The 23,284-nt window shown below is 67.7% G+C and carries 21 protein-coding genes and 1 pseudogene; 17 read left to right on the top strand and 5 right to left on the bottom strand.

Annotation, left to right across the window (positions count from 1 at the left end; all coding sequences use genetic code 11):
- The first annotated feature begins 224 nt into the window (after positions 1-224).
- From GSQ95_RS23800 to GSQ95_RS23770, 7 genes are all read left to right on the top strand, one after another.
- The gene (locus GSQ95_RS23800; protein ID WP_158895630.1) at positions 225-506 is read left to right on the top strand and encodes a hypothetical protein; all 282 of its coding nucleotides are present in this window, start codon (positions 225-227) and stop codon (positions 504-506) included.
- A 178-nt stretch (positions 507-684) separates the two neighbouring features.
- Positions 685-2,664: a DNA polymerase III subunit gamma/tau gene (dnaX, locus tag GSQ95_RS23795; RefSeq protein ID WP_158895628.1), complete on the top strand. Its 1,980-nt coding sequence runs from the start codon at positions 685-687 to the stop codon at positions 2,662-2,664.
- A gap of 33 nt (positions 2,665-2,697) precedes the next feature.
- A complete protein-coding gene (locus GSQ95_RS23790) occupies positions 2,698-3,024 on the top strand; it encodes a YbaB/EbfC family nucleoid-associated protein (protein ID WP_007162246.1) in 327 nt (108 codons plus the stop codon).
- Between the two features lie 62 nt (positions 3,025-3,086).
- Positions 3,087-3,686 carry a recombination mediator RecR gene (recR, locus tag GSQ95_RS23785; RefSeq protein WP_158895626.1) on the top strand — a complete coding sequence of 200 codons (600 nt, stop codon included), beginning with the start codon at positions 3,087-3,089 and terminating at the stop codon, positions 3,684-3,686.
- Positions 3,687-3,784: 98 nt separating this feature from the next.
- Positions 3,785-4,294 (top strand): sigma-70 family RNA polymerase sigma factor, encoded by a 510-nt coding sequence (locus GSQ95_RS23780; RefSeq protein WP_158895624.1) that lies wholly within the window; start codon positions 3,785-3,787, stop codon positions 4,292-4,294.
- Positions 4,291-5,223 (top strand): DUF4880 domain-containing protein, encoded by a 933-nt coding sequence (locus GSQ95_RS23775; RefSeq protein WP_158895622.1) that lies wholly within the window; start codon positions 4,291-4,293, stop codon positions 5,221-5,223. The genes GSQ95_RS23780 and GSQ95_RS23775 overlap by 4 nt, the downstream gene beginning before the upstream one ends.
- A gap of 77 nt (positions 5,224-5,300) precedes the next feature.
- Positions 5,301-7,718, top strand: a complete 2,418-nt coding sequence (locus tag GSQ95_RS23770) for a TonB-dependent siderophore receptor (protein WP_158895620.1) — start codon at positions 5,301-5,303, stop codon at positions 7,716-7,718.
- Between the two features lie 51 nt (positions 7,719-7,769).
- On the opposite strand, the gene fnr is transcribed toward GSQ95_RS23770, so the two are convergent.
- Together fnr and hemN are read right to left on the bottom strand one after the other, a co-directional pair.
- Complete coding sequence (fnr, locus tag GSQ95_RS23765; RefSeq protein WP_158895618.1) at positions 7,770-8,501, bottom strand: fumarate/nitrate reduction transcriptional regulator Fnr; 732 nt, start codon at positions 8,499-8,501, stop codon at positions 7,770-7,772.
- Positions 8,502-8,564: 63 nt separating this feature from the next.
- On the bottom strand, positions 8,565-9,947 hold the full coding sequence (hemN, locus tag GSQ95_RS23760; protein ID WP_158895616.1) for an oxygen-independent coproporphyrinogen III oxidase: 1,383 nt from the start codon (positions 9,945-9,947) through the stop codon (positions 8,565-8,567).
- Between the two features lie 112 nt (positions 9,948-10,059).
- On the opposite strand from hemN, the gene GSQ95_RS23755 reads away from it, so the two are divergent.
- A complete protein-coding gene (locus GSQ95_RS23755) occupies positions 10,060-10,707 on the top strand; it encodes an alpha/beta family hydrolase (RefSeq protein ID WP_158895614.1) in 648 nt (215 codons plus the stop codon).
- On the opposite strand, the gene GSQ95_RS23750 is transcribed toward GSQ95_RS23755, so the two are convergent.
- Both GSQ95_RS23750 and GSQ95_RS23745 read right to left on the bottom strand, forming a co-directional pair.
- Positions 10,704-12,272, bottom strand: coding sequence for a rhodanese-related sulfurtransferase (locus GSQ95_RS23750; RefSeq protein WP_158895612.1), 1,569 nt, complete (start codon positions 12,270-12,272; stop codon positions 10,704-10,706). The two genes, GSQ95_RS23755 and GSQ95_RS23750, sit on opposite strands and share 4 nt — an antisense overlap.
- Complete coding sequence (locus GSQ95_RS23745; RefSeq protein WP_158895610.1) at positions 12,269-12,871, bottom strand: cysteine dioxygenase; 603 nt, start codon at positions 12,869-12,871, stop codon at positions 12,269-12,271. The genes GSQ95_RS23750 and GSQ95_RS23745 overlap by 4 nt, the downstream gene beginning before the upstream one ends.
- Positions 12,872-13,113: 242 nt before the next feature.
- Between GSQ95_RS23745 and GSQ95_RS23740 the strand changes: the two genes are divergently transcribed.
- From GSQ95_RS23740 to GSQ95_RS23710, 7 genes and pseudogenes are all read left to right on the top strand, one after another.
- Complete coding sequence (locus GSQ95_RS23740; protein WP_158895608.1) at positions 13,114-13,893, top strand: class II aldolase/adducin family protein; 780 nt, start codon at positions 13,114-13,116, stop codon at positions 13,891-13,893.
- A pseudogene (locus GSQ95_RS27320) lies at positions 13,890-14,841 on the top strand (ABC transporter substrate-binding protein). The gene GSQ95_RS23740 and the pseudogene GSQ95_RS27320 overlap by 4 nt, the downstream one beginning before the upstream one ends.
- A 5-nt stretch (positions 14,842-14,846) precedes the next feature.
- Complete coding sequence (locus tag GSQ95_RS23730; protein ID WP_256664701.1) at positions 14,847-15,812, top strand: ABC transporter substrate-binding protein; 966 nt, start codon at positions 14,847-14,849, stop codon at positions 15,810-15,812.
- A 172-nt stretch (positions 15,813-15,984) separates the two neighbouring features.
- Entirely contained in the window at positions 15,985-17,013 is a 1,029-nt protein-coding gene (locus GSQ95_RS23725) for an ABC transporter substrate-binding protein (protein ID WP_158895604.1), read from the top strand.
- Between the two features lie 64 nt (positions 17,014-17,077).
- Positions 17,078-17,920: a MetQ/NlpA family ABC transporter substrate-binding protein gene (locus GSQ95_RS23720; protein ID WP_158895602.1), complete on the top strand. Its 843-nt coding sequence runs from the start codon at positions 17,078-17,080 to the stop codon at positions 17,918-17,920.
- Positions 17,917-18,999: an ATP-binding cassette domain-containing protein gene (locus tag GSQ95_RS23715; protein ID WP_158895600.1), complete on the top strand. Its 1,083-nt coding sequence runs from the start codon at positions 17,917-17,919 to the stop codon at positions 18,997-18,999. The genes GSQ95_RS23720 and GSQ95_RS23715 overlap by 4 nt, the downstream gene beginning before the upstream one ends.
- On the top strand, positions 18,992-19,645 hold the full coding sequence (locus GSQ95_RS23710) for a methionine ABC transporter permease (protein ID WP_044342295.1): 654 nt from the start codon (positions 18,992-18,994) through the stop codon (positions 19,643-19,645). The genes GSQ95_RS23715 and GSQ95_RS23710 overlap by 8 nt, the downstream gene beginning before the upstream one ends.
- Here the strand turns inward: GSQ95_RS23710 and GSQ95_RS23705 are convergent.
- Positions 19,642-20,655: a GntR family transcriptional regulator gene (locus GSQ95_RS23705; protein ID WP_158895597.1), complete on the bottom strand. Its 1,014-nt coding sequence runs from the start codon at positions 20,653-20,655 to the stop codon at positions 19,642-19,644. The two genes, GSQ95_RS23710 and GSQ95_RS23705, sit on opposite strands and share 4 nt — an antisense overlap.
- 285 nt (positions 20,656-20,940) lie before the next feature.
- Between GSQ95_RS23705 and GSQ95_RS23700 the strand changes: the two genes are divergently transcribed.
- Both GSQ95_RS23700 and GSQ95_RS23695 read left to right on the top strand, forming a co-directional pair.
- On the top strand, positions 20,941-22,296 hold the full coding sequence (locus GSQ95_RS23700; RefSeq protein ID WP_158895595.1) for an amidase: 1,356 nt from the start codon (positions 20,941-20,943) through the stop codon (positions 22,294-22,296).
- Between the two features lie 73 nt (positions 22,297-22,369).
- Positions 22,370-23,251, top strand: coding sequence for a polysaccharide deacetylase (locus tag GSQ95_RS23695; protein ID WP_133859270.1), 882 nt, complete (start codon positions 22,370-22,372; stop codon positions 23,249-23,251).
- The last annotated feature ends 33 nt before the right edge of the window (positions 23,252-23,284 follow it).

Below are 23,284 nucleotides of genomic sequence, written 5' to 3'. Positions count from 1 at the left end.
CAGCGGTGATGTCGTGTGCCGGGGTGTGGCTGGCGGGGCCACCTCCATTTCTGCCCCCCGCTTTTCCTCTTCCTGCTTTTCCCCTTCCTTTCTCGTCTCGCCTTCCAGCGCTCCGCGAAGCACGCCACAGAGCTTTCGTGACGAAATGCACTGTTTTGGTTCATGGCTCTGTGCCATTATACGCGCCGCACCATCATTACTGGACGAATGTCCAAGGATTTATCGTGAAGAACGGACTCGAAAGCGCAGGACGCGCCCTGAGCAATGGCCTCCATCCCTATCGTGTCGACTGTCGGCGCGACACCGAGGCGACGCTGGTCGCTCAGATCCATCATCCCTCCGAGCCCCTGCTGCTGATCAGGATCGACCTGACCAACGAGGAGGCAAGCAATCCCTTCAAGATGAACGCCACCGTGAGCCGCCTGCGCAGCCAGCTGGATGCCCTGGCAGCCTATGTCTCCAGCGTTGTCCTGGCTGATGGCGAAGGCCACTGCCGCCGTGCCTGAAACGGCTTTTTGCCGGCCGTTTTCCCTCCTGATCGCTTGAAAATCCGCCTGGCTGCCTCCATCTGTTGAGGTAGCCGCGGTCCGCGTGGCGGCGTCCCGATGCCACGCCGTGGGATGCAATCGCGGCCCCTCTTCGTTAGCATGTGCTCCCCCCACGTCTTCTCCTGATCAGGTCTCGATGAGTTACCAGGTTCTTGCGCGCAAATGGCGCCCGCGGTCGTTCCGCGAAATGGTCGGCCAGACCCATGTGCTCAAGGCGCTGATCAACGCGCTGGATAACGAGCGGCTGCACCATGCCTATCTGTTCACCGGCACCCGCGGGGTGGGCAAGACCACCATCGCGCGGATCCTGGCCAAGTGCCTGAATTGCGAGACCGGCGTCAGCTCGACGCCCTGCGGCAGCTGCTCGGTGTGCCGCGAGATCGATGAAGGCCGCTTCGTCGACCTCATCGAGGTGGACGCCGCCAGTCGCACCAAGGTGGAAGACACCCGCGAGCTGCTGGAGAACGTGCAGTACGCACCGTCTCGCGGTCGCTACAAGGTGTACCTCATCGACGAGGTGCACATGCTTTCCACCCACAGCTTCAACGCCCTGCTCAAGACGCTGGAAGAGCCGCCGCCCCACGTCAAGTTCCTGCTCGCCACCACAGATCCGCAGAAGCTGCCGGTCACCATTCTCTCGCGCTGCCTGCAGTTCTCGCTGAAGAACATGCCGCCGGAGCGGGTCGTTGCGCACTTGCAGCAGGTGCTCGCCGCGGAAGGCATTCCCTTCGAGGACGATGCCCTGTGGCTGCTGGGGCGTGCCGCCGATGGCTCCATGCGCGATGCCATGAGCCTGACCGATCAGGCGATCGCCTTTGGCGAGGGCAAGGTGCTGGCCGCCGATGTGCGCGCCATGCTCGGGACCCTCGACCATGGCCAGGTGTACGACGTGCTTCAGGCCTTGCTGGAAGGCGATGGTCGCGCCGTGCTGGACGCGGTTCGCCATCTGGCCGAGCAGGGCCCCGACTGGGGCGGGGTGCTGGCCGAGCTGCTCAATGTGCTGCACCGCGTGGCCATCGCCCAGGTGCTGCCCGATGCGGTGGACAACGGCCAGGGCGACCGCGAGCGGGTGCTGAGCCTGGCGCAGACGCTACCGGCGGAAGATGTCCAGTACTACTACCAGCTGGGTCTGGTTGGCCGGCGCGATCTGCCACTGGCGCCTGACCCGCGCCACGGCTTCGAGATGGTCCTGCTGCGCATGCTGGCCTTCCGGCCTGCCGGCGCGGCGATTGCCGAGCGACCGGCACTAAAGACGACGGGAGCCAGCCCGGCCACGGCTGACTCCAACCCTCGTCCGGTGGCCGCGACGGTTCCGGTGGCCGCAACGCCTGCCCCAAGGCCTCAGGCAGCCTCTGCGCCTGCTCCCGAGCCGTCACCTGCAAGTAATACCACCCCTGGAGAGGTGCCGGTCGATCTTCCCTGGGAGGAGTCTGGGCAAGTAGAGGTCAAGCCGGTAGCGGTGCCAGCCCCCGCACCGGTGACACAGGTCGCTGCGCCCGCCGCTCAGGCGGCGCCCACGCCACGGGTCGAGACGACGCCGGACGCCACGGTGATCGCTGAACTGCCGGCGGACACCGCTGGTGACGATCTGGACGGTGACGAAGAGCCGCCACCCGCCGAGGATTATTACGAGGTGGGGCTGGACGACTATCTCGACAGCCTCGGCGAACCGACTGCCGAAGCGGTGGCCGCGGCGCCGGCGCCGGCGGTGCAACCGGCCACGGGCCTGGCAGCCGACTGGCAGGCCTTGTTCCCCGATCTCAAGCTGGGCGGACTGACCGCCAGCATTGCCGCCAACTGCACCCTGGTGGCCATGGACGGCGATCGCTGGCACCTGCACCTGGATCCGGCGCAGAGCGCCCTGTTCAATGCCAACCAGCAGCGCCGGCTCAACGATGCGCTGAGCCAGCAGCAGGGCCGCCCCATTACGCTCGAGGTCACCATCCAGACCCCCGAGCAGGAGACGCCCGCCCAGGCCGCCGCACGGCGCCGGGCGGAGCGGCAGCGGCAGGCGGAGTTGTCGATCCAGGACGACCCGCTCATCCGCCAGATGATGCAACAGTTCGCCGCCACGGTGCGCGCGGGTACCATCGAGCCGGTCGACACCCAAGCCTGACCGGTTTTCCATTCATAGTTCGAGGTAGCAGACATGATGAAAGGTGGCATGGCCGGCCTGATGAAGCAGGCCCAGCAGATGCAGGAAAAGATGCAGAAGATGCAGGAAGAGCTGGCGAACGCCGAAGTGACCGGGCAATCCGGCGCCGGCCTGGTCAGCGTCGTCATGACCGGCCGACACGACGTCAAGCGCGTCAGCCTGGATGACAGCCTGATGCAGGAAGACAAGGAAATCCTCGAAGACCTGATCGCCGCCGCGGTGAACGACGCCGTGCGCAAGATCGAGCAGAACAGCCAGGACAAGATGTCCGGCATGACCTCCGGGATGCAGCTGCCGCCCGGCTTCAAGATGCCTTTCTAGGTTGTTCCAGCTGCGGGTGTCCGTCGGGCACCCGTCTCTCCCGCCTTCCAGTACGGTAGTCCATGAGCTTCAGTCCCCTGATTCGCCAATTGATCGATGCGCTCCGGGTGCTGCCCGGGGTCGGCCAGAAGTCCGCCCAGCGCATGGCCCTGCAACTGCTCGAACGCGAACGCCAGGGTGGCCAGCGCCTGGCCAGCGCCCTCAGCGCCGCCATGGAAGGGGTGGGGTATTGCCAGCGCTGTCGCACCCTCAGCGAAGACCAGATCTGCGGCTTCTGCGCCGACAGCCGCCGTGATGACAGCCTCCTCTGTGTGGTGGAAGGCCCCATGGATGTCTTCGCCGTGGAGCAGACCGGCTATCGCGGACGCTACTTCGTGCTCAAGGGGCACCTGTCGCCAATCGACGGCCTGGGTCCGGACGCCATCGGCGTACCCGAGCTCGAACGGCGTGTCAGCGAGGGCGGTTTCCAGGAAATGATCATCGCCACCAACCCCACGGTGGAAGGCGAGGCGACCGCCTACTACATCGCCCAGCTGCTGGCGCCCAAGGGTCTGACCATTTCCCGCATCGCCCATGGCGTGCCCCTGGGTGGCGAACTGGATCTGGTCGACGGCGGTACCCTGACCCACGCCTTTGCCGGGCGCAAGCCGATAACGCTCTAGCACTGCGCTGCCCCGTCGCCGCGAGACGGCGACAGGCCTGTATCTTGTGATCGAGAAGAATTATCATTATCGGCAGTCAGCTGCTTCCGAGGATGGTGATGCAGACGCTCGAGTCCGACCGGCACGGACATATCCGGACCCTCTACCTGGACCACCATGGCTGGCTGCGCGAGCGGTTGCAGCGGCGGCTGGGTTGCCTGGGGCAGGCGGCCGATCTGGCCCAGGACACCTTCGTGCGGCTGCTGGCTCGGGAAGCCGAGCTGGAACGCCTGCGTGAACCCCGTGCCTTCCTGGCGACCGTGGCCCAGGGCCTGCTGGCCAACCACTGGCGGCGCCAGGCCCTGGAGCGCGCCTACCTCGATGCCCTCACCGTGCAACCGCAGGTCGTGCAGCCTTCGCCGGAAGCCCAGGCCCTGATCCTGGAAACCCTCACCGAACTCGATGCGCTGCTCGACCGCCTGCCCGGCCGGGTGCGCCAGGCCTTCTTGCTGGCGCAACTGGAGGGGCTCACCTATGGCGTCATCGCCGAGCGGCTGGGCGTGTCGGAGCGGATGATCAAGAAGTACATGGCCCAGGCCATGCTGCACTGCCTGGAGCTGGTGTCTTGAGTGCGCTGAACCCCGGTCGTGGCGGACCTCTGGAGGAAGCGGCGATGTGGTTCGCCGAACTGGCGGCCGACGAGGTGGACCCCGTCACCGAACGGGCCTGGGAACGCTGGTTGCAGGCGGATAGCCGCAACGCCGTGGCCTGGGCGCGGGTGGAGGAAATCAGTGCGCGCTTCTCCGGTCTGCCTGCGTCCGGGCGAATGGCCCTGGCGCGGCGCGAGTCCCTGGGACGGCGCCGGGCGCTCAAGGTGCTGGGGTTGGCCCTGGGTGGTCTGGCGCTGGGCTGGGCGCGGCCGGACGACTGGCGGCTGGGGCAGGGCGCCGACCTGAGCACGGCGGTCGGCGAGATCCGTGCCTTCGACCTGGCCGCCGGGGTGCGCGTCTGGCTCAACACCGACAGCCAACTCGCGCGCGGGGCCACGGCGGATCACTGGCGCTTGCTGCGCGGCGAGGCGTTATTCGAAAGCCGAGAGGGGATGGCTCCCATGGTGCTGGAGGCGACGCCAGGCCGGGTGCGCTTCGGGGCGGGTTGCTGCACGGTTCAGGCGCGTGACGAGGGGTTGGAGGTGGCAGCCTATCGTGGGGCTCTGCAGCTGCTGCCACGCCAGGCCCGGCCCGAGAGCCTGGCGCAAGGAGCCCGTGCGCTGATGACGGCTACCGCCGTACAGCCGCTAGGCCCGGTCGATCCGGGGCGGCAACTCTGGCGCCAGGGGCGGCTGGTGGTCGACGACTGGTCGCTGGCGGCCCTGGTGGCGGAGCTGGATCGCTATCGACCGGGCCTGCTGACCTGTACCGCCACGGTCGCTCAGCTGCGGGTGGTGGGGAGCTATCCCCTGGCGGATACCGACCGCGCGCTGGCGGCCCTGGCCGACAGCCTGCCGGTACGGGTGGAACGGCGCCTGCCCTGGTGGGTGCAGATCGTGCCCGCCTGAAAAAATATGGCGCGGGTGGTTCCCCTTTTTCGCGCTCGCGGGGCTTGGGGGAAACGATCTCCATTTCGAGGCCCTCCATGCATCGCGATACCCGTTTCACCCTGCATCCGCTGCGCCGCGCCCTGCGCGTCTTCGCCCTGGCCATGCCGCTGGGCATCACCGGCCTGGCCATGTCCCCGGGCCTGGTCCAGGCGGCGCCCCTGGCGCAGGAATACCGCATCGAGGCGGGCAGTCTGGCCACGGTGGTGAGCACCTTCGCCGCCCAGAGCGGCGTACTGCTGTCGGCGCCCGCCCAGGGGCTGGAAGGTCGGCGCAGTCCGGGGCTGCAGGGCCGCTACACACCGGCCGAAGGCTTCCAGCGGATTCTCCAGGGCAGTGGTCTGCAGGCGGTGCGGCAGGCCGATGGCAGCTATCGCCTGGAGTCGGTGGCCACTAGCGGGGTGACCGCCCTCAGCGAGACCACGGTGACCGGCTTCGCCCTGGGCAATGCCCTGGGCGAGACCGATGGCTACCTGGCGACCCATAGCGACGTGGCCACCAAAACCAGCAAGGGGCTGCTGGAAACCTCTCAATCGGTCTCGGTGGTGACCCGCGAGCAGATCGATGACCAGGGTGCCAAGACCGTGCAGCAGGCCATGAGGTACACCCCGGGCATCTTCACCGGCCAGATCGGCGCCTCCAATCGCTACGACTACGTGGTGATGCGCGGCTTCGCCGACAACAGCGTAGACAATGTCTTTCTCGACGGCCTCAAGACCATGGGCGACAGCGGCACCTTCAGCTCGCTGCAGGTCGATCCCTATTTCCTCGAGCGCATCGACGTGGTGAAGGGCCCGGCGTCGGTGCTCTATGGCCGCAGCCTGCCGGGCGGTCTGGTGGCCCTGACCAGCAAGAAGCCGCTGTACCAGCCCTATCACCAGATCCAGGCCACCCTGGGCAATCTCGGCCAGCGCGGCGCCGGTTTCGATTTCGGCGGACCGCTGGACGAGGAGGGGCGCATCGCCTATCGCCTGGTGGGTCTGGCGCAGCACAGCGACACCCAGTTCGACCATGTGGAGGAAGAGCGCTATGCGCTCGCGCCCAGCCTGGCCATCGACCTGAGCGACGATACCACCCTGACCCTGCAGGCCTATCTGCAAAAGGACCCGGATGGCGGCTACCACAGTGGCGTACCAGCCGAAGGCAGCCTCTATCGCCGCAATGGCCGCTACATCAGCAACCACTTTTTCGACGGCGAACCCGACCACGACAAATTCGAGCGCACCCAGCAGATGGTCGGCTATCAGTTCGAGCACAGGTTCAATGACGTCTGGAGCGCGCGGCAGAACTTCCGCTACGCCAAGTCGCGGGTCGAGCTGGAGCAGGTCTATGGCTACGGCTATGTCGGCGACAGCAACCTGCTCAATCGCTATTACTCCGGCGGCCGCGAGAACCTGCACGCCTATACCCTGGACAACCTGGTGCAGGCGGACTTCGACTGGGCCGGCAGCCGCCATACCCTGCTCGCCGGACTGGATTACCAGCGTCGCTGGACCCATGTGGATTGGCCCAGCGGCACGGCCGATCCGCTGGACGCCTTCGCGCCGAACTACGGTGGCCAGGTGACCATTTCCCCCGGCAGCGAGTACCGCCGCGAGCTGGCGCAAACCGGCGTCTACCTGCAGGATCTCATCGAGCTGGATCGCTGGCGCCTTTCCCTGGGGCTACGCCAGGACTGGGTGGAAATCGGCATCGAGGATCGTCTGGCGGGCACTCGCAGCAGCGCGCGCCGTGGCCAGGCCAGCGGCCGTGCCGGAGCGCTCTATCTGTTCGACAACGGCCTGGCGCCCTACCTGAGCTATTCCACCTCCTTCAATCCCAACGCCTACAACGACGCCGCGGGCAATCCCCTGGAGCCCACCGAGGGCAAGCAGTGGGAGCTGGGCCTGAAGTACCAGCCGCCGGGCAGCGCCAGCTTCTATAGCGCCTCGCTGTTCCATATCACCCAGGAAAACGTGGCGACCAAGTTGCCCCAGGAAGACTTCTATTCCTCGGTGGGCGAGATCCGCTCCCGGGGCCTGGAGCTGGAGGGCCATCTGCAACTGGCCGAGCGGCTCAAGTTGCTGGGCAGCTACACCTTCACCGATATCGAGTACACCCAGGCGCTGGACGGCACCCAGGGCAATACGCCGAACCAGGCGCCGCGGCACCAGGCCTCGCTGTGGGGGCAATACGAGTTGGCGGGGCCCCTGGCGGGGTTCAGCGTCGGCGCCGGGGCCCGCTACGTGGGCACCAGCTGGGCGGACAAGGCCAACACACTCAAGGTGCCGGCCTACACCCTGGTGGACGCCATGCTTGCCTATGACTTCACCCGCCTGGGGTTGCCGGGGCTGACGGCGCGGGTCAATGCCAACAACCTGATGGGCAAGGACTATGTGGCGTCCTGCTACAGCCTGGACTTCTGCTATTTCGGGGAGGAGCGCAACGTGACCGCGACGGTCAGCTACAGCTTCTAGACGAGCCGGACGCCAGCCGCTGACCGAGCGGCAGGCGCCAGCCGTCAGCCGTCAGCCTTCCAGCTGACCGCCCGCGAGGGCGCAGAGGCGGGCGGAGTCGAGGATGCGTACTTCCTTGCCCTCGGCCGCCAGCACACCGCTCTGCTGGAAGCGGGTGAACACCCGCGACACGGTTTCCACCGCCAGGCCGAGGAAGTTGCCGATCTCGTTGCGCGACATGCTCAGGCGGAATTGCTGGGCGGAAAAGCCGCGGGCATGGAAGCGCGCGGAGAAATTGACCAGGAAGGTGGCGATGCGCTCGTCGGCACTCTTCTTCGACAGCAGCACCATCATCTGCTGGTCGTCGCGGATCTCCCGGCTCATCACCCGCAGCAGCTGGCGGCGCAGTTGCGGCAGCTGTTCGGAGAGTTCGTCCAGGCGCTCGAAGGGGATCTCGCAGACGGTGGTGGTCTCCAGCGCCCGGGCCGAGACCGGATAGCGCTCGGTGTCCATGCCCGACAGCCCGACCAGTTCGCTGGGCAGGTGGAAGCCGGTGATCTGCTCCTCGCCGGCATCGCTCAGGCTACTGGTGCGCAGGGCGCCGGAGCGCACCGCATAGACCGAGCCGAAAGTATCCCCCTGGCGGAACAGGTGATCACCCTTGGCCAGCGGCCGCCCGCGCTTGACGATCTGGTCAAGGGCATCCAGGTCTTTCAGATCGAGCGACAGCGGCAGGCACAGCGAGGCGAGGCTGCAATCCTTGCAATGGGCCTGGGCGTTGCGCAGCTTGAGGGGCTCGGTCATGGGGGAAGATCGCTTCTCGTCTGGTTCCAAAAGTCTAACTTTAGCAGTGGTGGCAGGCATGGGTCATATCACCCGGGAAAAGCGCTGCTTGTCATGGTCCGCCAGGTAGCGGTCGAACAGCATGCACAGGGCACGGATCAGCAGGCGGCCCGGCGCCAGCACCTGCAGGCCGCGGGCATCGAGACGGATCAGGCCGTCGGCGGCCATGGCTTCCAGGTGCGGCCAGGCATCGGCGAAGTACTGGCGGAAATCCAGTTCGCAGCTGCGCTCGATGGCGGCGAAATCCAGCTGGAAATGGCAGATCAGCTGGGCGATCACCGCGCCGCGGATGCGATCGTCCCGCGAGCGACGCAGGCCGCGGACCACCGCCAGTTCGCCCTGGCCCAGGCGTACCTGGTAGCAGGCGAGGTCGAGGGTGTTCTGGCAGAGCACCTCGCCCACCTGGCTGATGGCGGAGACGCCCAGGCCGAGCAGGTCGCAATGGCCGTGGGTGGTGTAGCCCTGGAAGTTGCGCTGCAGGGTGCCGTCTTCCTGGGCGATGGCCAGGTCGTCGTCGGGCAGGGCGAAGTGATCCATGCCGATGTAGCGATAACCCGCGGCCAGCAGCTGTTCCACGGTGCGCTGCAGCATCTCCAGCTTGGCCGCGGGGGCCGGGAGTTCGCTGGCCTCGATGCGCCGCTGCGGCGGAAAGCGCTGCGGCAGATGGGCGTAGTTGAACACCGACAGCCGATGCGGCTGCAATTCCAGCACCCGCTCCACGGTGTGGGCGAAGCTGGCCGGGGTCTGCCGCGGCAGCCCGTAGATGAGGTCCAGGTTGATGGAGCGATAGTCGAGGGCACGGGCGGCTTCCACCAGGGTGCGGGTGTCGTCGAAGGGCTGCAGGCGATTGATCGCCAGCTGCACCTGCAGGTCGAGGTCCTGGACGCCGAAGCTGACGCGGTTGAAGCCCAGCTCGCGCAACAAGCCCATGGTGCTCCAATCGGCTTCGCGTGGATCGATCTCGATGGAGTAGTCGCCGCGGTCGTCGTCGGCCAGGGTGAAGTGGCGGCGCAGATCGGCCATCAGCTCGCGCAGCTGCATGGGATTGAGAAAGGTCGGGGTGCCGCCGCCGAGGTGCAGTTGTTCCACCCGCTGCCCGCCATCCAGGTGCCGGCTGGTGAGGATCATCTCCTGGCGCAGGGCGTCGAGGTAGGCGGCGCTGCGGCTGCGGTCCTTGGTGATGACCTTGTTGCAGGCGCAGTAGTAGCAGATGTTGGCGCAGAAGGGCACGTGCAGGTAGAGCGACAGCGGGCGTCCGGCCTGGCGACTCAGGCGCAGGGCGCCGAGCAGGTCGAAGGGGCCGATGCCGTCGTGGAATTGCACGGCGGTGGGATAGGAGGTGTAGCGGGGGCCGGCGCGATCGTAGCGGGCGATGAGATCGGCGTCCCAGGCGAGGGCGGCTGTCATGCCGGGCTCCAGTGGTTTCGAGGTGCCCAGTGTGAGGGGCAGGCTCCGGGCTTTATTGATCCAGATCAATAAAGCCCGGGTTAAGCTCTGGCGTTTGCACGAGGAGTGGCCCATGGCAGACGAGTTGTACCTCGACAGCTTTCGCGAATGTCGACCCGCGGGTGAACCCCTGGCGACCCTGTTGCTGGCCCATGGGGCGGGGGCGGGGATGGACAGCCCCTTCCTGCAGCAACTGGCCGAGGAACTGGCCCGGTGCGAGATCCGGACCCTGAGATTCGACTTTCCCTACATGGCGCGAGCGCGCGCCGAGGGCAAACGGCGCCCGCCGAATCCGACCCCGGTCCTGCTGGAGCACTGGCGGGCCATGGTCGCCACCTGGCGCGCGGCGGAAAGCGGACCGCTGTGGCTGGCGGGCAAGTCCATGGGCGGGCGGATGGCCAGTCTGCTGGCCGATGAACTGGGCGCGGCGGGCCTCGTCTGCCTGGGCTATCCCTTCCATCCGGCGGGCAAGCCCGAACGGCTGCGCACCGAGCACCTGGCGACCCTGGCCACACCGACGCTGATCGTCCAGGGCGAGCGGGATGCCCTGGGCACGCGGGAGGAGGTGGCGGGCTATGCGCTGGCGGCAAGCATCGAGGTGCAGTGGATCGCCACCGCGGACCATGATCTCAGGCCGCTCAAACGCAGTGGCCTGAGCCATTCCCAGGCGCTGGTGGAGACGGTGGCCTGGGTGGCGGCCTTTGTGGGGACCAGCGGCTAGATGACCCGGAAGCCACTGGTGCCATCCCGCCGCAACTGCTCGACCAGGCCGAATTCCCAGTCCAGGTAGGCCTGCATGGCCTCGCGCGGGGCGTCGGTGCCCTCGTAGGGGCGGCGGTAGCGATCGCGCCGGGTCGACAGCAGCCGCGTCTCGCCGCTCTCCACCGGCAGGCCGGCGGCCAGCCAGGCCGCGGTGCCGCCCTCCAGCAGCAGGACCGGCCGGTCGGTGGTGACCTGGACGTCGAGGGCGGCGAAGGCGGCCAGTTGGCCACTGCCACAGGTGAAGACATAGCGCTCGGCGGGTGGCAGCGCTGCGGGCAGATCGGCGCGCAGCACCCAGGCGGCGCCTGGGATATGCCTCTGCACATAGTTGGCGCTGGCGGTGACATCCACCACCAGGGTGCCCGGCTCGGCCAGCCACTCCTGCAGCCGAGTCACCGAGATGCGCTCCACCGGCCCCGGCGTGGGCGCCGGTGCCTGCCAGGGGCCGGTGGCGCTCAGGGCGCCGGGCGGGATGGCGTCGACCACCACCACGTCCCAGCCCATCTGTGCCATCCAGGAGGCGCTCATGTTGGCGCGCACGCCGTCGTCGTCCACCAGCGCCAGGCGGGCGCCACGCACCGGGGCACTGTGATCGGTCTCCTGGACCAGTTGGCCACCTGGCGTCGAGCGGGCTCCGGGCAGGTGGCCGGCGGCGAATTCCTCGGGGGTGCGCACATCGATCAGGTAGTTCGTCCGCTGCGCCTCGGCGCGCCAGGCCGCCAGTTCGCTGAAGGGCAGGCGGGCGACGCCGGCGCGATCGGCGACCTGGCGGGCGCGGGTCGCGGCGGTCGCCCGGGTCGCCGGACTCACCGCACCGAAGCGGCGTTGCTGGCCATGTTCCAGGGTCTGGCCGGCCAGGGTCCAGCCGATGGTGCCATTGCGCAGGGCGGCCACCGGATTGGGAATGCCGGCATTGATCAGCGACTGGGCGCCGATCAGGCTGCGGGTACGGCCAGCGCAGTTGACGATGACCCGGGTCCGCGGATCGGGTGCCAGTTCGGCCACCCGCAGCACCAGTTCGGCACCCGGCACGCTGACCCCGCCGGGAATGCTCATGGTCTGGTACTCCTCGAAACGGCGGGCGTCGAGGATCACCAGATCGGCGTTTTGATCCAGCAGCGCCCGAACCTCCTCGGCGGGCAGCGAAGGGGTATGGCGCCGGGCCTCCACCAGTTCGCCAAAGGCCTTGCTCGGCACGTTGACGTCGATGAAGAGTTCGCCGCCGCTGGCGCGCCAGCCCGCCAGGCCACCCTCGAGCAGGGCCACGTCGGTGTAACCCAGGGCGCGCAGGCGTTCGGCCGCGCGTTCCGCCAGGCCTTCGCCCGCGTCATAGAGTGTGATGGCCTGGTCGCGGCGTGGCAGCCGCGACCAGGCCTCCAGCTCCAGGCGCGATAACGGCAGATTGGCGGCCCACAGCGGATGGCCGGCGGCAAAGGGGTCTTCCTCGCGGACGTCGAGCAGGGCGACCTCGGTGCCGGCGAGCAGGGCCTGGCGGATGTCCTCGGCGGTGCGGATGGCGGTCATGGTGTGGCGGTCTCCTGGGACAGGTCCCACAGGTTGGGCAGCTGGCGATTGGTGTAGCCGGAGATGAAGGGCTTTTCCTGGCCATCCGCGGCATAGACGGCGCGGCGCACGGCGCCGATGTTGCCGCCATAGACGTGGATGCTGATGGAGGTGCGGTCGGCATAGGCGTTGCTGACCTGGTGGATGTCGCCCACCCGCGGCGAGACCGCTTCCACCTGGCCCGGCTCCAGGCGCACGGGCGCGCCTTCCGGCAGCAGGCGGCCGGCGGGGTCGCGGGCGAAGCCCTGGGCGATCTCGGCGCCGCGCAGCATGCCGATCAGGCCCCAGGTGCGGTGGTCATGCACCGGCGTGGACTGGCCCGGACCCCAGACGAAACTCACCACCGAGAAGCGCTGGCGGGCATCGGCATGCAGCAGGTACTGGCTGTAGCGCTCGGGGCAGGGCAGGGCGCAGTCCTCGGGCAGCCAGTCGTCATGGCGCACCAGCTCGCCGAGCAGGACGGCGCCGCGCTGCAGCAGCTGAGCTTCGGCAGGGTGTTCGTCGACCAGGGTGGCGAGGTCATGCAGGAACAGGCGCAGGCGGTCGAGCCTAGGGGTCATGGCGGGCTCCACGGATGGGCAATGCCGGCCATTAAAGCAAGGTCAGGGCCCAGCGCCTTAGATCGATTGGTTCTGTACTGAAAACCATTATTAGCATAATTAAGTATTTAGGTTATCCAAAATGTGCATATTAGGTTATGCGCAATCGATATTTCCGTCTTGTCTACTCACAACGTTAGGTTCTAAGCAGACCAGGGCAACGCCCGTCGCCCTGGCGCCTCTTCTGCTTTCGGAGCCGCTGCATGACCGCCTTCCACAACGCCCTCGCCAGCGTCCGCGCCCAGGTGTCCGCCGCCGAATGGAAGGCGCGGGTCAAACTCGCCGCCGCCTATCGCCTGGCTGCCCGCGAACGCTGGACCGACCATATCTACACCCACTTCTCGCTGCGGGTGCCGGGCCCGGAGGCGCACTTCCTGATCAATCCCTTCGGCCAGACCTTCGACGAGATCACCGCCTCTTCGCTGGTGAAAGTGGACATCGATGGCGAAATCGTCCTCGACCCCACCGGGCTCGGCATCAACCCGGCCGGCTACGTGATCCACAGCGCCATCCACCGTGCCCAGCCGGACCTCCATGCGGTGCTGCATACTCATACGGCCGCCGGCATCGGTGTCTCCGCACAGCGCGGCGGCCTGCTGATGCTTTCCCAGCACGCCATGAGGTTCTTCGGCCGCCTGGCCTATCACGGCTACGAGGGTGTGGCCCTGGATCTGGACGAGCAGAGCCGGCTGGTGGCCGACCTCGGGGCGCACCCGGCGATGATCCTCTGCAATCACGGCCTGCTCACCGTGGGCGCCAGTCTGGAGGAGGCCTTCTGGCACCTCTATTACCTGGAGCGCTCCTGCGCGGCGCAACTGGCGGCTCAGAGCGGCGGTGCCGAGTTGGTGATCGCCGCGGACGCCGTCGCGCAGAAGGTCAGCGACCTCATTCCCGGCAATCTGGCGCGCGGCGCCCATGTCCGTCACTGGGAGGCGGCGGTGCGCCAACTGGAGCGCCACGAAGGCCGGGAGTACGCGGTATGAAGCGCTTGCTCGCCACGCTGGGCCTGGCGCTGTTGCTGGGGCAGGCCCAGGCGGCACCGGATCTCTCCGGGGTGACCCTGGTGCTGGGCGACCAGGCCCGCGGTCTGCGCGCCATGATGGAAGCCGCCGGCACCCTCGAAGGCGCGCCCTACCGCTATCGCTGGGCCAACTTCCAGGGCGCCGCGCCGCTGTTCGAGGCCCAGCGCGTCGGCGCGCTGGATACCTCCTACGCCGGGGACCTGCCGGTGCTGATGGCCGCGTCCGGCGGCGTGCCGCTCAAGCTGATCGCCACCAATGTCGGCTATCCCCAGGCCAATGGTCTGCTGGTACAGCAGGATTCGCCGATCCGTTCGGTCAAGGACCTCAAGGGGCGTACCGTGGTGGTGTCCTCGGCCAAGGGCAGCATCTCCCAGCATCTGCTGTATGCCGCCCTCGAAGAGGCTGGCGTCAAGCGCGACGAGGTAACTCAAGTTCGTGCTGCCCACCGATGCCAGCGCCGCCTTCAATGCCGGGCAGATCGACGCCTGGGCCACCTTCGATCCCTATCTCGGCATCGCCGAGCAGCATGGCGCCCGGCTGCTGCGCGATGGCCAGGGGCTGACCACCGCGCTGGGCTTTCTGACCGCCACGCCAGCGTCGCTGGAGGACCCGGCCAAGCGCGCCGCCATCGCCGATTTCGCCGGGCGCCTGGCCCAGGCGCGGGCCTGGGCGGTCGCCCATCCGCAGGACTATGCGCGGGTCTACGCCGAGCTGACGCGCCTGCCGGAAGGTGTCGCGGTGGCCATTTCCACCCGCACCTCCCGTGGCCTGCGCCCCGTGCAGCCGGCAGACGTCGCCGCGGTGCAGCAGGTGGCCGATCTCTTCAGCGAACTCCAGGTGCTGCCCAAACCGGTCGACGTCGCCGCCCTGGCCGATGCCAGTGTCTTTACCCAGGAAGCCAAACCATGACCCTCATCCGCCGTACCCTGCTGGCGCTGCCGCTGCTGCTCGCCGCCAGCGCGGCCCTGGCCGCCGAGACCCTGACCCTGCGCATCGCCGACCAGAAGGGCAGCATGCGCGCCCAGCTGGAGGCGGCCGACGGCCTGCGCGACCTGCCGGGCTATCGCATCCAGTGGGCGGAATTTCCCGCCGCCGCGCCGCTGGCCGAGGCGCTCAATGCCGGCGCGGTGGATGCCGGCATCATCGGCGATGGCCCGCTGCTGTTCGCCCTGGCCGCCGGTGCGCCGGTCAAGGCCATCGCCGTGGACAGGTCCGATCCCTATGGCACGGCGGTGATCGTGTCGCGCGACTCGCCACTGCGGAGCGCGGCCGATCTCAAGGGCAAGCGCATCGCCACCGGGCGCGGCTCCATCGGCCATTACATCGCGCTCAAGGCGCTGGATTCCGTGGGCCTGACCGCCCGGGACGTGAGCTTTCGCTTCCTTGGTCCGGTGGACGCCAAGATGGCCCTGGCCAATGGTTCGGTGGATGCCTGGGCGACCTGGGAGCCCTATACCGCCCAGACCGAGCAGGTCGACGGCGCCCGGGTGCTGGTCAGTGGTCGCGGACTCTGGGCGGGCAACAGCTTCCTGGCCGCCACCGATACGGCCCTGGCCGATCCGGCCCGGCGCGCGGCGCTGCAGGACTACCTCGATCGTCTGGCCGCTGCCCAGCGCTGGGGCTACGCCCACCTCGACAGCTATGCCAGGACCCTGGCGCAGATCATCGGCTTTCCTGAGGCGGTGGCCCGGCTGCAATTCGAGCGCCGCCAGCTGCACTGGGAACCCATCGACTCGCAGGTGGTGGCCGACCAGCAGGCGGCGGCGGATTTCTATCATCGCAGCGGCCTGATACCGCAGCGCCTGGAGGCCCGGGCGACCTTTGCCGAGGGGTTCAAGGTAAGCAAGCCGAACGCGCCGCGGCAGGCGGCGCGGGAGTAGGGGGGGATGCAGGATGGTGTTGGGCTTCGCTTCGCTCAGCGCCAACCTACGTAAGGCCGGGCGCCCCCTCTCCCTCACGCCACTCGGCCTATCCATATAACCCATCCTTATTTTAAGAACGCTGAACAGCTTGAGTAGGCTATAAGCCAATTCCATGGATGAGCGCACCCCGATGCCCCCACGTCTCCCCTTCACCCGTCGTCCCCTGGCCCTGGGGCTCGCGGCCAGCCTGCTCACCGGACTGGTCGCCGCACCCCAGGCAGCCCAGGCCGAAGGCATTCTGCGCATCTCCGAACAATTCGGCGTGTCCTACGTGATCCTGCACGTGCTGCGTGACCAGCAACTGATCGAAAAGCACGGCAAGCAAGAGGGCGTCGACATCAAGGTCGACTGGATCAAGCTGTCCGGTGGCGCGGCCGTCAACGAGGCGGTGCTGTCGGGCGCGGTGGACGTCGGCTCCGCCGGGCTCGGGCCGCTGTTCACCCTCTGGGACCGCACCCATGGTCGGCAGAACGTCAAGGCTGTGGCCAGTCTCGGGGCCTTTCCCAACTACCTGGTCACCAACAATCCGCAGGTGAAGACCCTGGCGGACTTCACCGCCAAGGACCGCATCGCCGTGCCGGCGGTCAACGTCTCGGTGCAGTGGCGCTTCCTGCAGTACGCCGCCGCCCAGGCCTTCGGCGAGAAGAACTGGAATCGCCTGGATCCCCTGACGGTGGCGGTGCCGCATCCGGACGCCACCGCGGCGGTGATCTCCGGCGGTACCGAGATCAACAGCCACTTCGCCAATCCGCCGTTCCAGGAGCAGGAACTGGCCAGCGGCAAGGTGCACAAGGTGCTCAGTTCCTATGACGTGCTCGGTGGGGCCGTCTCGCCCAACCTGGTGTTCGTCACCGAGAAATTCCGCCGGGACAATCCCAATACCTACAAGGCCTTCCGCGAGGCGCTGGTCGAAGCCGGACAGATCATCGAGAAGGACAAGGCCGCCGCCGCCCGTACCTATGTGAAGGTCGAGAATTCCCGTCTCGATCCGGCCCTGATCCAGCGGATCATCGAAAGCCCCGAGGTCAACTTCGACACGGCGCCGCAGAACACCCTGAAGCTGGCGGAATTCATGTACCGCATCGGGGCCATCCGCAACCAGCCCAGCAGCTGGCAGGACTATTTCTTCGTCGACACGCCCGATCAGAAGGGCAGCTGATCCCTTTTCCCTTACGGGTTCCACCGGACCACCGGACGAGCCCTCGACATCTCGAGGTCTCTCCATGGCTATTCCTCCGTTTTTCCTGCGCCTCGGGCTGCTCCTGGCGAGCACCACCCTGGTGCTGTCCGCCCAGGCCGCCGAGCCGCAGAAGATTCGCCTCGGCATCAACGACAGTCCGCAGAATGCCGCCCTGGAGCGCGCCGCCGAGGTGGCGCGGGAAAGGGGCGTGGAAGTCGAAATCGTCGCCTTCAGCGACTGGAACACGCCGAATCTGGCGCTCGCCCACGGCGACATCGACGTCAACTACTTCCAGCATCAACCCTTCCTGGAAAACGCCAACGCCCAGAACGGCTATGGCCTGGTGCCCATCGCCTATGGCGTGGAAAACAAGGTCGGTCTCTATTCCAAACGCGTGAAAAGCTTCGCCGAGGTGCCGGACGGCGCCACCGTGGCGGTGGCCGACGATCCGGTCAACCAGGGCCGCGGGCTGCACCTCTATGCCCGGGCCGGCCTGATCCAGCTCAAGCCCGGTACCGGGCCCAAGGCCAGCCTGCAGGACATCGTCGCCAATCCCCGCCAGCTGAAATTCATCGAACTGCCCGGTCCGCAACTGGCGCGGGTGCTGGACGACGTGACCCTGGCGCAGAGCTATCCCTCGCACATCCTCGCGGCCGGCACCACGGATCCCAACAGTGCGCTACTGTTCAGCGACGACGAGGCCAGCCGCCACCGCTATGCCCTGAGGTTCGTGACCAGGCCGGACAAGGCCAATGACCCGGCGATCCGCACCTTCATCCAGGTGTTCCAGAACGATCCGCGGGTGCGCGAGGCCATCGCCCAGGCCTATGGCAATCCGCAGCTCTACAGCCTGGCCTGGCTGAACCGGCAGGAGGCCGCCCGATGAGCAACGCGCTGCTCAGCACCACACCGGCGCAGCCGCCCGTCGAGCCCCAGGCCGCTCCCGCGCGCGAGCATCTGCGCCTGAGCGGGGTGCAAAAGATCTACACCGGCGGTGCGCTGCCGGTGACCGCGCTGGCCGACATCGACCTCAGCATCGCCCGTGGCGAGATCTTCGGCATCATCGGTCGCAGTGGCGCCGGCAAGTCCAGCCTGATTCGCACCCTCAATCGCCTGGAAGACGTCAGCGCCGGCCAGGTACTGGTCGATGGCGTCGACCTCGGCACCCTGAAGGGGGACCGGCTGGTGGCGCTGCGACGGCGCATCGGCATGATCTTCCAGCACTTCAATCTGCTGGCCTCGCAGACGGTGCTGGAGAACCTGGCACTGCCGCTCAAGGCCGCCGGATTTCGTCGCGACGAGATCGAAGCCCGGGCCCGGGAATTGCTCGAGCTGGTCGGGCTGCAGGGCAAGGAGCAGGCCTATCCCTCGCGGCTGTCCGGTGGGCAGAAGCAGCGGGTGGGCATCGCCCGCGCGCTGATGCTCAAGCCCGAATTGCTGCTCTGCGACGAGGCCACCTCGGCGCTGGATCCGGAAACCACCCAGTCGATCCTGGCCTTGTTGCAGGACATCAATCGCCGCCTGGGGCTGACCATCGTGCTCATCACCCATGAGATGGCGGTGATTCGCCAGATCTGCGATCGGGTGGTGGTACTGGAGCATGGCCGCATCGTCGAGCAGGGCCCGGTGTGGCAGCTGTTCGGCGCACCCCAGGCAGAAGCCACCCGGGCGCTGCTGGCCCCCCTGGCGGCGGATCTGGCCAGGCGGCTCGCGGCCACCCGGCAACCGGGCGCCCGGGCCGTGCTGGAGCTCAGCTACGACGGCCAGGGTGCGGAGCCCGACTTCCAGGCGCTGGGCCAGGCCCTCGGCGCACCGGTCGAGCTGCTGCATGGCGGTATCGACCGCATCCAGGGCCATGCCCTGGGCCGCCTGCTGGTGGCGACCGCGGCGCCGGAGCGACGGCTGGCCAGCTTCCTGACCCAGGCCGGGCTGTTCGCCCGGGCGGAGGTGCTGGGCTATGTCTGACTTCATGCTCAAGGCGCTGTGGAAGGCCTTTCTCGATACCCTGACCATGGTCAGCGTGTCGGCGGCCATCGTCTGGTTCGCCGGCATCGCCCTGGCGGTGGTGCTGGTCACCACCGGGCGCGGCGCCATCTTCGCCGCGCCCACCCTCAACCGCGTGCTGGGCACCCTGATCAACGCCTTTCGCGCCACGCCCTTCATTATCCTGCTGGTGGCTCTGATCCCGCTGACGCGGCTGATCACCGGGACCACCATCGGCGTCTGGGCGGCGGTGGTACCCATCACCCTCAGCGCCACGCCGTTCTTCGCCCGCATCGCCGAGGTCAGCCTGCGCGAGGTGGGCGGTGGAGTGATCGAAGCGGCCCAGGCACTGGGCTGCGAACGGCGGCACATCGTCTTCAATGTGCTCCTGCCGGAGGCGCTGCCCGGCATCATCGGCGGCTTCACCGTGACCCTGGTGGCCATGATCGGTGCCTCGGCCATGGCCGGCGCCATAGGTGCAGGGGGTCTCGGCGACCTGGCGATCCGCTATGGCTACCAGCGCTACGACACCCAGGTGATGGCCGTGGTGATCGCCATCCTGGTGGTGCTGGTGTGCGGCATCCAGTTCATCGGCGACCGCTACGTGCGGCACCTGCGGGCGCGCTAGCTAAGGCGCTCCAAGTAGGTTGGCAATTCCGGGTCGGGCAGCACCGAGAGCACCTTGAGGCGCTGCAGGGTGCGGTCGCGACCGCGCAGGAGGTGATTGCGCAACTGGCTGGCGGCCGAGTCGGGACTGCCCACCAGCAGGGATTCCAGCACCAGGCGATGCTCCACCAGCACCGCTTCGTCCAGCGGCGTGCCAAGCGACTGGTGGAAGATGCGCGAGACATTCAGCGGACTCTGGCTGTGGGCGATCAGCTGGGTCAGCTTGCGATTGCGCAGGCCGGCCAGGCAGCGCCCATGCAGATCCGCCTCGATGCGCTCCACCGCGGTCCAGGAAGTGGGGGCAGGGTGGGCGGCCAGCTGCTCCAGTCGTTCGAGCATCGCCAGCAACTCGCCGCGCGCCAGCCCCGGCGCCGTCTGCAACAGCGCCTCGGGTTCCAGCAGGGCGCGGATCTCGTAGTCGTCGCGGATGGCCTGGGCGGTGAGCGGACCGGCCAGCCACTGGCCATAGGGTTCCTTTTCCACCAGGCCACGATCGCGCAGGCGCATCAGGGCTTCGCGCACCACGGCGCGACTGACGCCCAGGTGATCGGCCGCCTGCTGCTCGTCCAGGCGGAAATGGCCGAAGAGCAGGGCGTGGCTGACACAGGCGGCGATCTCGTCGCCGACCCTTTCGCCCAGGGAGCGCGTATCGATCAGTTCGTCACCGCTGTCCAGCCCGAGCAACTGGCGGGTCAGCGGCTGGCGCTGCGGCTCGCCCGCGGTGCCGGCCGGATCGATCAGATAGCCACGCCCCTCGAAGCGGCGGATCAGGCCTTCCTCCTGCAACAGCGTCAGCGCCTGGCGCACCGGTACCCGACTGGTACCGAACAGCTGTGCCAGCGGCGCTTCGACCAGCACCAGCCCCGGCGCCGCGCGACCGGCCAGGATGGCTTCGCGCAGCGCATTGCGGATCATCGCGTAGCGCGCGGCGGTACGACTGTCATCGAGGGGGGCGGGGACTGCTGCCGACATCGGGGGCCTTCCGGAAACGAGATGAGAATTGTGGCACAGGCCTGCGGCCTTTCGCGCGTTACCGCCGGGGTCAGGTGCACGCACGGTAACGGGGCAGGCGTTACGGTTCTGCACAAAGATGGATCTATTTAATTTAAGTACATTTTATTGGATGCGGGTGAAGAAAGCATCGAGCGACCTCTAGGCGCTGGCTTTGCCATTAAGTAGCAGCCTTTTTCTCAAGCTGGCACAAAGCCTGCTCTATCAAACGTACCAAATTATAAAATGTACGTTTAAGGAGCAGCCATGGATTCTGCCCACGCCCTGTCCCTGGATGCGGTCGGTCTCGGCGAGGCCTATGCCGCCGGTACCCTCGATCCGGTCGCGGTCTTCGAGGCGGCGCTGGCACGCGCCCAGGCATCCTGGGCCGTCTTCATCAGCCTCACCGCCGCGCGTGGACGCGCCGAAGCCCTGGCCGCGCGCGAGCGCTGGCAGACCGGGCAGCCGCGTTCGCCGCTGGATGGCGTGCCGCTGGCCTGGAAGGACCTGTTCGACCTGCAGGGCGAGGTCACCACCTGCGGCGCCGAGCTGCGCCGCCTGGCGCCACCGGCGGCCACCGACGCCGAGCTGGTGCAGCGCCTGAGCCGGGCCGGGCTAGTCAGTCTGGGCAAGGTCAATCTCAGCGAATTCGCCTATTCCGGCGTGGGATCGAATCCCCATTTCGGCACCCCTGCCAATCCCCGGGCGCAGGGTGAGGTGCGCATACCCGGCGGCTCCTCTTCGGGGTCGGCGGTGGCTGTCGCCGCCGGCATCGTGCCCCTGGCCTTCGGTACCGACACCGCCGGTTCGGTGCGCCTTCCGGCCGCGCTCAATGGGCTGGTGGGTTATCGCCCCAGCCTGGGGCGCTATCCGGCGACCGGCATCTTTCCGTTGGCCGCGTCCTATGACGTGCCGGGTCCGCTGGCGCGCAGCCTGCGCGATGTGCAGTGCCTGGATCGTCTGCTGATGGGGGCGGCTGCCCGACCGCTGCCGGCACCGACAGCGTTGCGCGTGGTGCTGGACCTGAGCGTGCTGGACGACCCCCGGGTGGAGCCGGCGGTGCGGGACAATCTGCTGGCCGCCGTCGAGCGGCTGACCCGCGCCGGGGTGCGCGTCGAGCGCCGCGCCCGCACGGTCTTTGCCGAGGCCCTGGAATTTCTCGCCGCAGAAGGTTGGCCAGGGGCCCTGGAAGCCTTCGCCCTGCACCGCGAGGTGCTCGACGGTCCCGCGGCCGCACGCCTGGACCCACGGGTGCGGCAGCGCCTGGAGCGGGCACGGGCCTTGCCCGATGGCCATCTGGCCGTTCTGCATGAACGCCGCGATCAGCTGCGGAAGCGCTTTGCCGCCGAATTCGCCGAGGCGCTGCTGCTGGTGCCGACGGTGAGCCGCGTGGCACCGCTGCTGGCTCCTCTGGAAGCCGACACAGACCTCTTCGCGGCCACCAATCTGGAGCTGCTGCGCCTGACCATGACCGGCAGCCTGCTCGGCGCGCCGGGTGTCTCGCTACCCAGCGGCCGCGATGCCCAGGGCCTGCCCACCGGTCTGCTGCTGGTGGCCCCCGCCGCCGCGGACGAGCGCCTGCTCGATGCCGCCACGGCCGTGGAAGCCCTGCTCAGCGCCTGATTTCAAGTGGCGGTGGCGGGGGCCCGGCTCCGTCATCGACCTGGGTTTCTTCCGGGTACTGGAGAGTGCAACGATGGCCAAAGAAATCTTCGTTTCCATCGGCGTCGACGTCGACGCGGTGGCGGGCTGGCTCGGTTCCTACGGCGGCGAGGATTCGCCCGATGACATCTCCCGCGGCCTGTTCGCCGGCGAGGTGGGCTCGCCCCGGCTGCTCAAGCTGTTCGAGCGCTATGGCCTCAAGACCACCTGGTTCATTCCGGGCCATTCGGTGGAGACCTTTCCCGAGCAGATGCAGGCGGTGGCCGCGGCAGGCCACGAGATCGGCATCCATGGTTACAGCCACGAGAATCCCATCGCCATGACCCCCGAGCAGGAGGAGGCGGTGCTGGACAGGTCCATCGAGCTGATTACCGCGCTGGCCGGCAAGCGCCCCACCGGTTATGTCGCGCCCTGGTGGGAATTCAGCCGGGTGACCAACGAGCTGCTGCTGAAGAAGGGCATCAAGTACGACCACAGCCTGATGCACAACGACTTCTCTCCCTACTACGTAAGGGTCGGCGACAACTGGACCAAGATCGACTACAGCCAGCAGCCCGAGAGCTGGATGAAGCCGCTGGTGCGCGGCCAGGAAACCGATCTGGTGGAGATTCCGGCCAACTGGTACCTCGACGACCTGCCGCCGATGATGTTCATCAAGAAGGCGCCCAACAGCCACGGCTTCGTCAATCCACGCCACCTGGAAGAGATGTGGCGCGACCAGTTCGACTGGGTCTATCGCGAGATGGACTACGCCGTCTTCCCCATCACCATCCACCCCGATGTCTCGGGGCGGCCGCAGGTGCTGCTGATGCTCGAACGCCTGATCGAGCATATCCAGGGTCACGCCGGGGTGCGCTTCGCCACCATGGACGAGATCGCCGACGACTTCCTGCGGCGCCAGCCGCGCCAGCGCTAAGCGCCCAGCTCACAGGTACAGGATCATGACCGC

The sequence above is a fragment of the Pseudomonas sp. BAV 4579 genome (genome assembly GCF_009765395.1).
GTDB classification, from domain to species: Bacteria; Pseudomonadota; Gammaproteobacteria; order Pseudomonadales; family Pseudomonadaceae; genus Chryseomonas; species Chryseomonas aestiva.
Note: the sequence above shows the minus strand (reverse complement) of the source record. Positions and strands in the feature narration are given on the sequence as shown.

Excerpts from the sequence above, each read along its gene's own strand:
- recR (WP_158895626.1), top strand. The coding sequence starts at position 3,087 with ATGAGCTTCAGTCCCCTGATTCGCCAATTGATCGATGCGCTCCGGGTG.
- GSQ95_RS23700 (WP_158895595.1), top strand. The coding sequence starts at position 20,941 with ATGGATTCTGCCCACGCCCTGTCCCTGGATGCGGTCGGTCTCGGCGAG.
- GSQ95_RS23725 (WP_158895604.1), top strand. The coding sequence starts at position 15,985 with ATGCCCCCACGTCTCCCCTTCACCCGTCGTCCCCTGGCCCTGGGGCTC.
- dnaX (WP_158895628.1), top strand. The coding sequence starts at position 685 with ATGAGTTACCAGGTTCTTGCGCGCAAATGGCGCCCGCGGTCGTTCCGC.
- GSQ95_RS23780 (WP_158895624.1), top strand. The coding sequence starts at position 3,785 with ATGCAGACGCTCGAGTCCGACCGGCACGGACATATCCGGACCCTCTAC.
- GSQ95_RS23745 (WP_158895610.1), bottom strand. The coding sequence starts at position 12,871 with ATGACCCCTAGGCTCGACCGCCTGCGCCTGTTCCTGCATGACCTCGCC.
- fnr (WP_158895618.1), bottom strand. The coding sequence starts at position 8,501 with ATGACCGAGCCCCTCAAGCTGCGCAACGCCCAGGCCCATTGCAAGGAT.
- GSQ95_RS23755 (WP_158895614.1), top strand. The coding sequence starts at position 10,060 with ATGGCAGACGAGTTGTACCTCGACAGCTTTCGCGAATGTCGACCCGCG.
- GSQ95_RS23750 (WP_158895612.1), bottom strand. The coding sequence starts at position 12,272 with ATGACCGCCATCCGCACCGCCGAGGACATCCGCCAGGCCCTGCTCGCC.
- GSQ95_RS23770 (WP_158895620.1), top strand. The coding sequence starts at position 5,301 with ATGCATCGCGATACCCGTTTCACCCTGCATCCGCTGCGCCGCGCCCTG.
- GSQ95_RS23715 (WP_158895600.1), top strand. The coding sequence starts at position 17,917 with ATGAGCAACGCGCTGCTCAGCACCACACCGGCGCAGCCGCCCGTCGAG.
- GSQ95_RS23710 (WP_044342295.1), top strand. The coding sequence starts at position 18,992 with ATGTCTGACTTCATGCTCAAGGCGCTGTGGAAGGCCTTTCTCGATACC.
- GSQ95_RS23790 (WP_007162246.1), top strand. The coding sequence starts at position 2,698 with ATGATGAAAGGTGGCATGGCCGGCCTGATGAAGCAGGCCCAGCAGATG.
- GSQ95_RS23695 (WP_133859270.1), top strand. The coding sequence starts at position 22,370 with ATGGCCAAAGAAATCTTCGTTTCCATCGGCGTCGACGTCGACGCGGTG.
- GSQ95_RS23740 (WP_158895608.1), top strand. The coding sequence starts at position 13,114 with ATGACCGCCTTCCACAACGCCCTCGCCAGCGTCCGCGCCCAGGTGTCC.
- GSQ95_RS23720 (WP_158895602.1), top strand. The coding sequence starts at position 17,078 with ATGGCTATTCCTCCGTTTTTCCTGCGCCTCGGGCTGCTCCTGGCGAGC.
- hemN (WP_158895616.1), bottom strand. The coding sequence starts at position 9,947 with ATGACAGCCGCCCTCGCCTGGGACGCCGATCTCATCGCCCGCTACGAT.
- GSQ95_RS23705 (WP_158895597.1), bottom strand. The coding sequence starts at position 20,655 with ATGTCGGCAGCAGTCCCCGCCCCCCTCGATGACAGTCGTACCGCCGCG.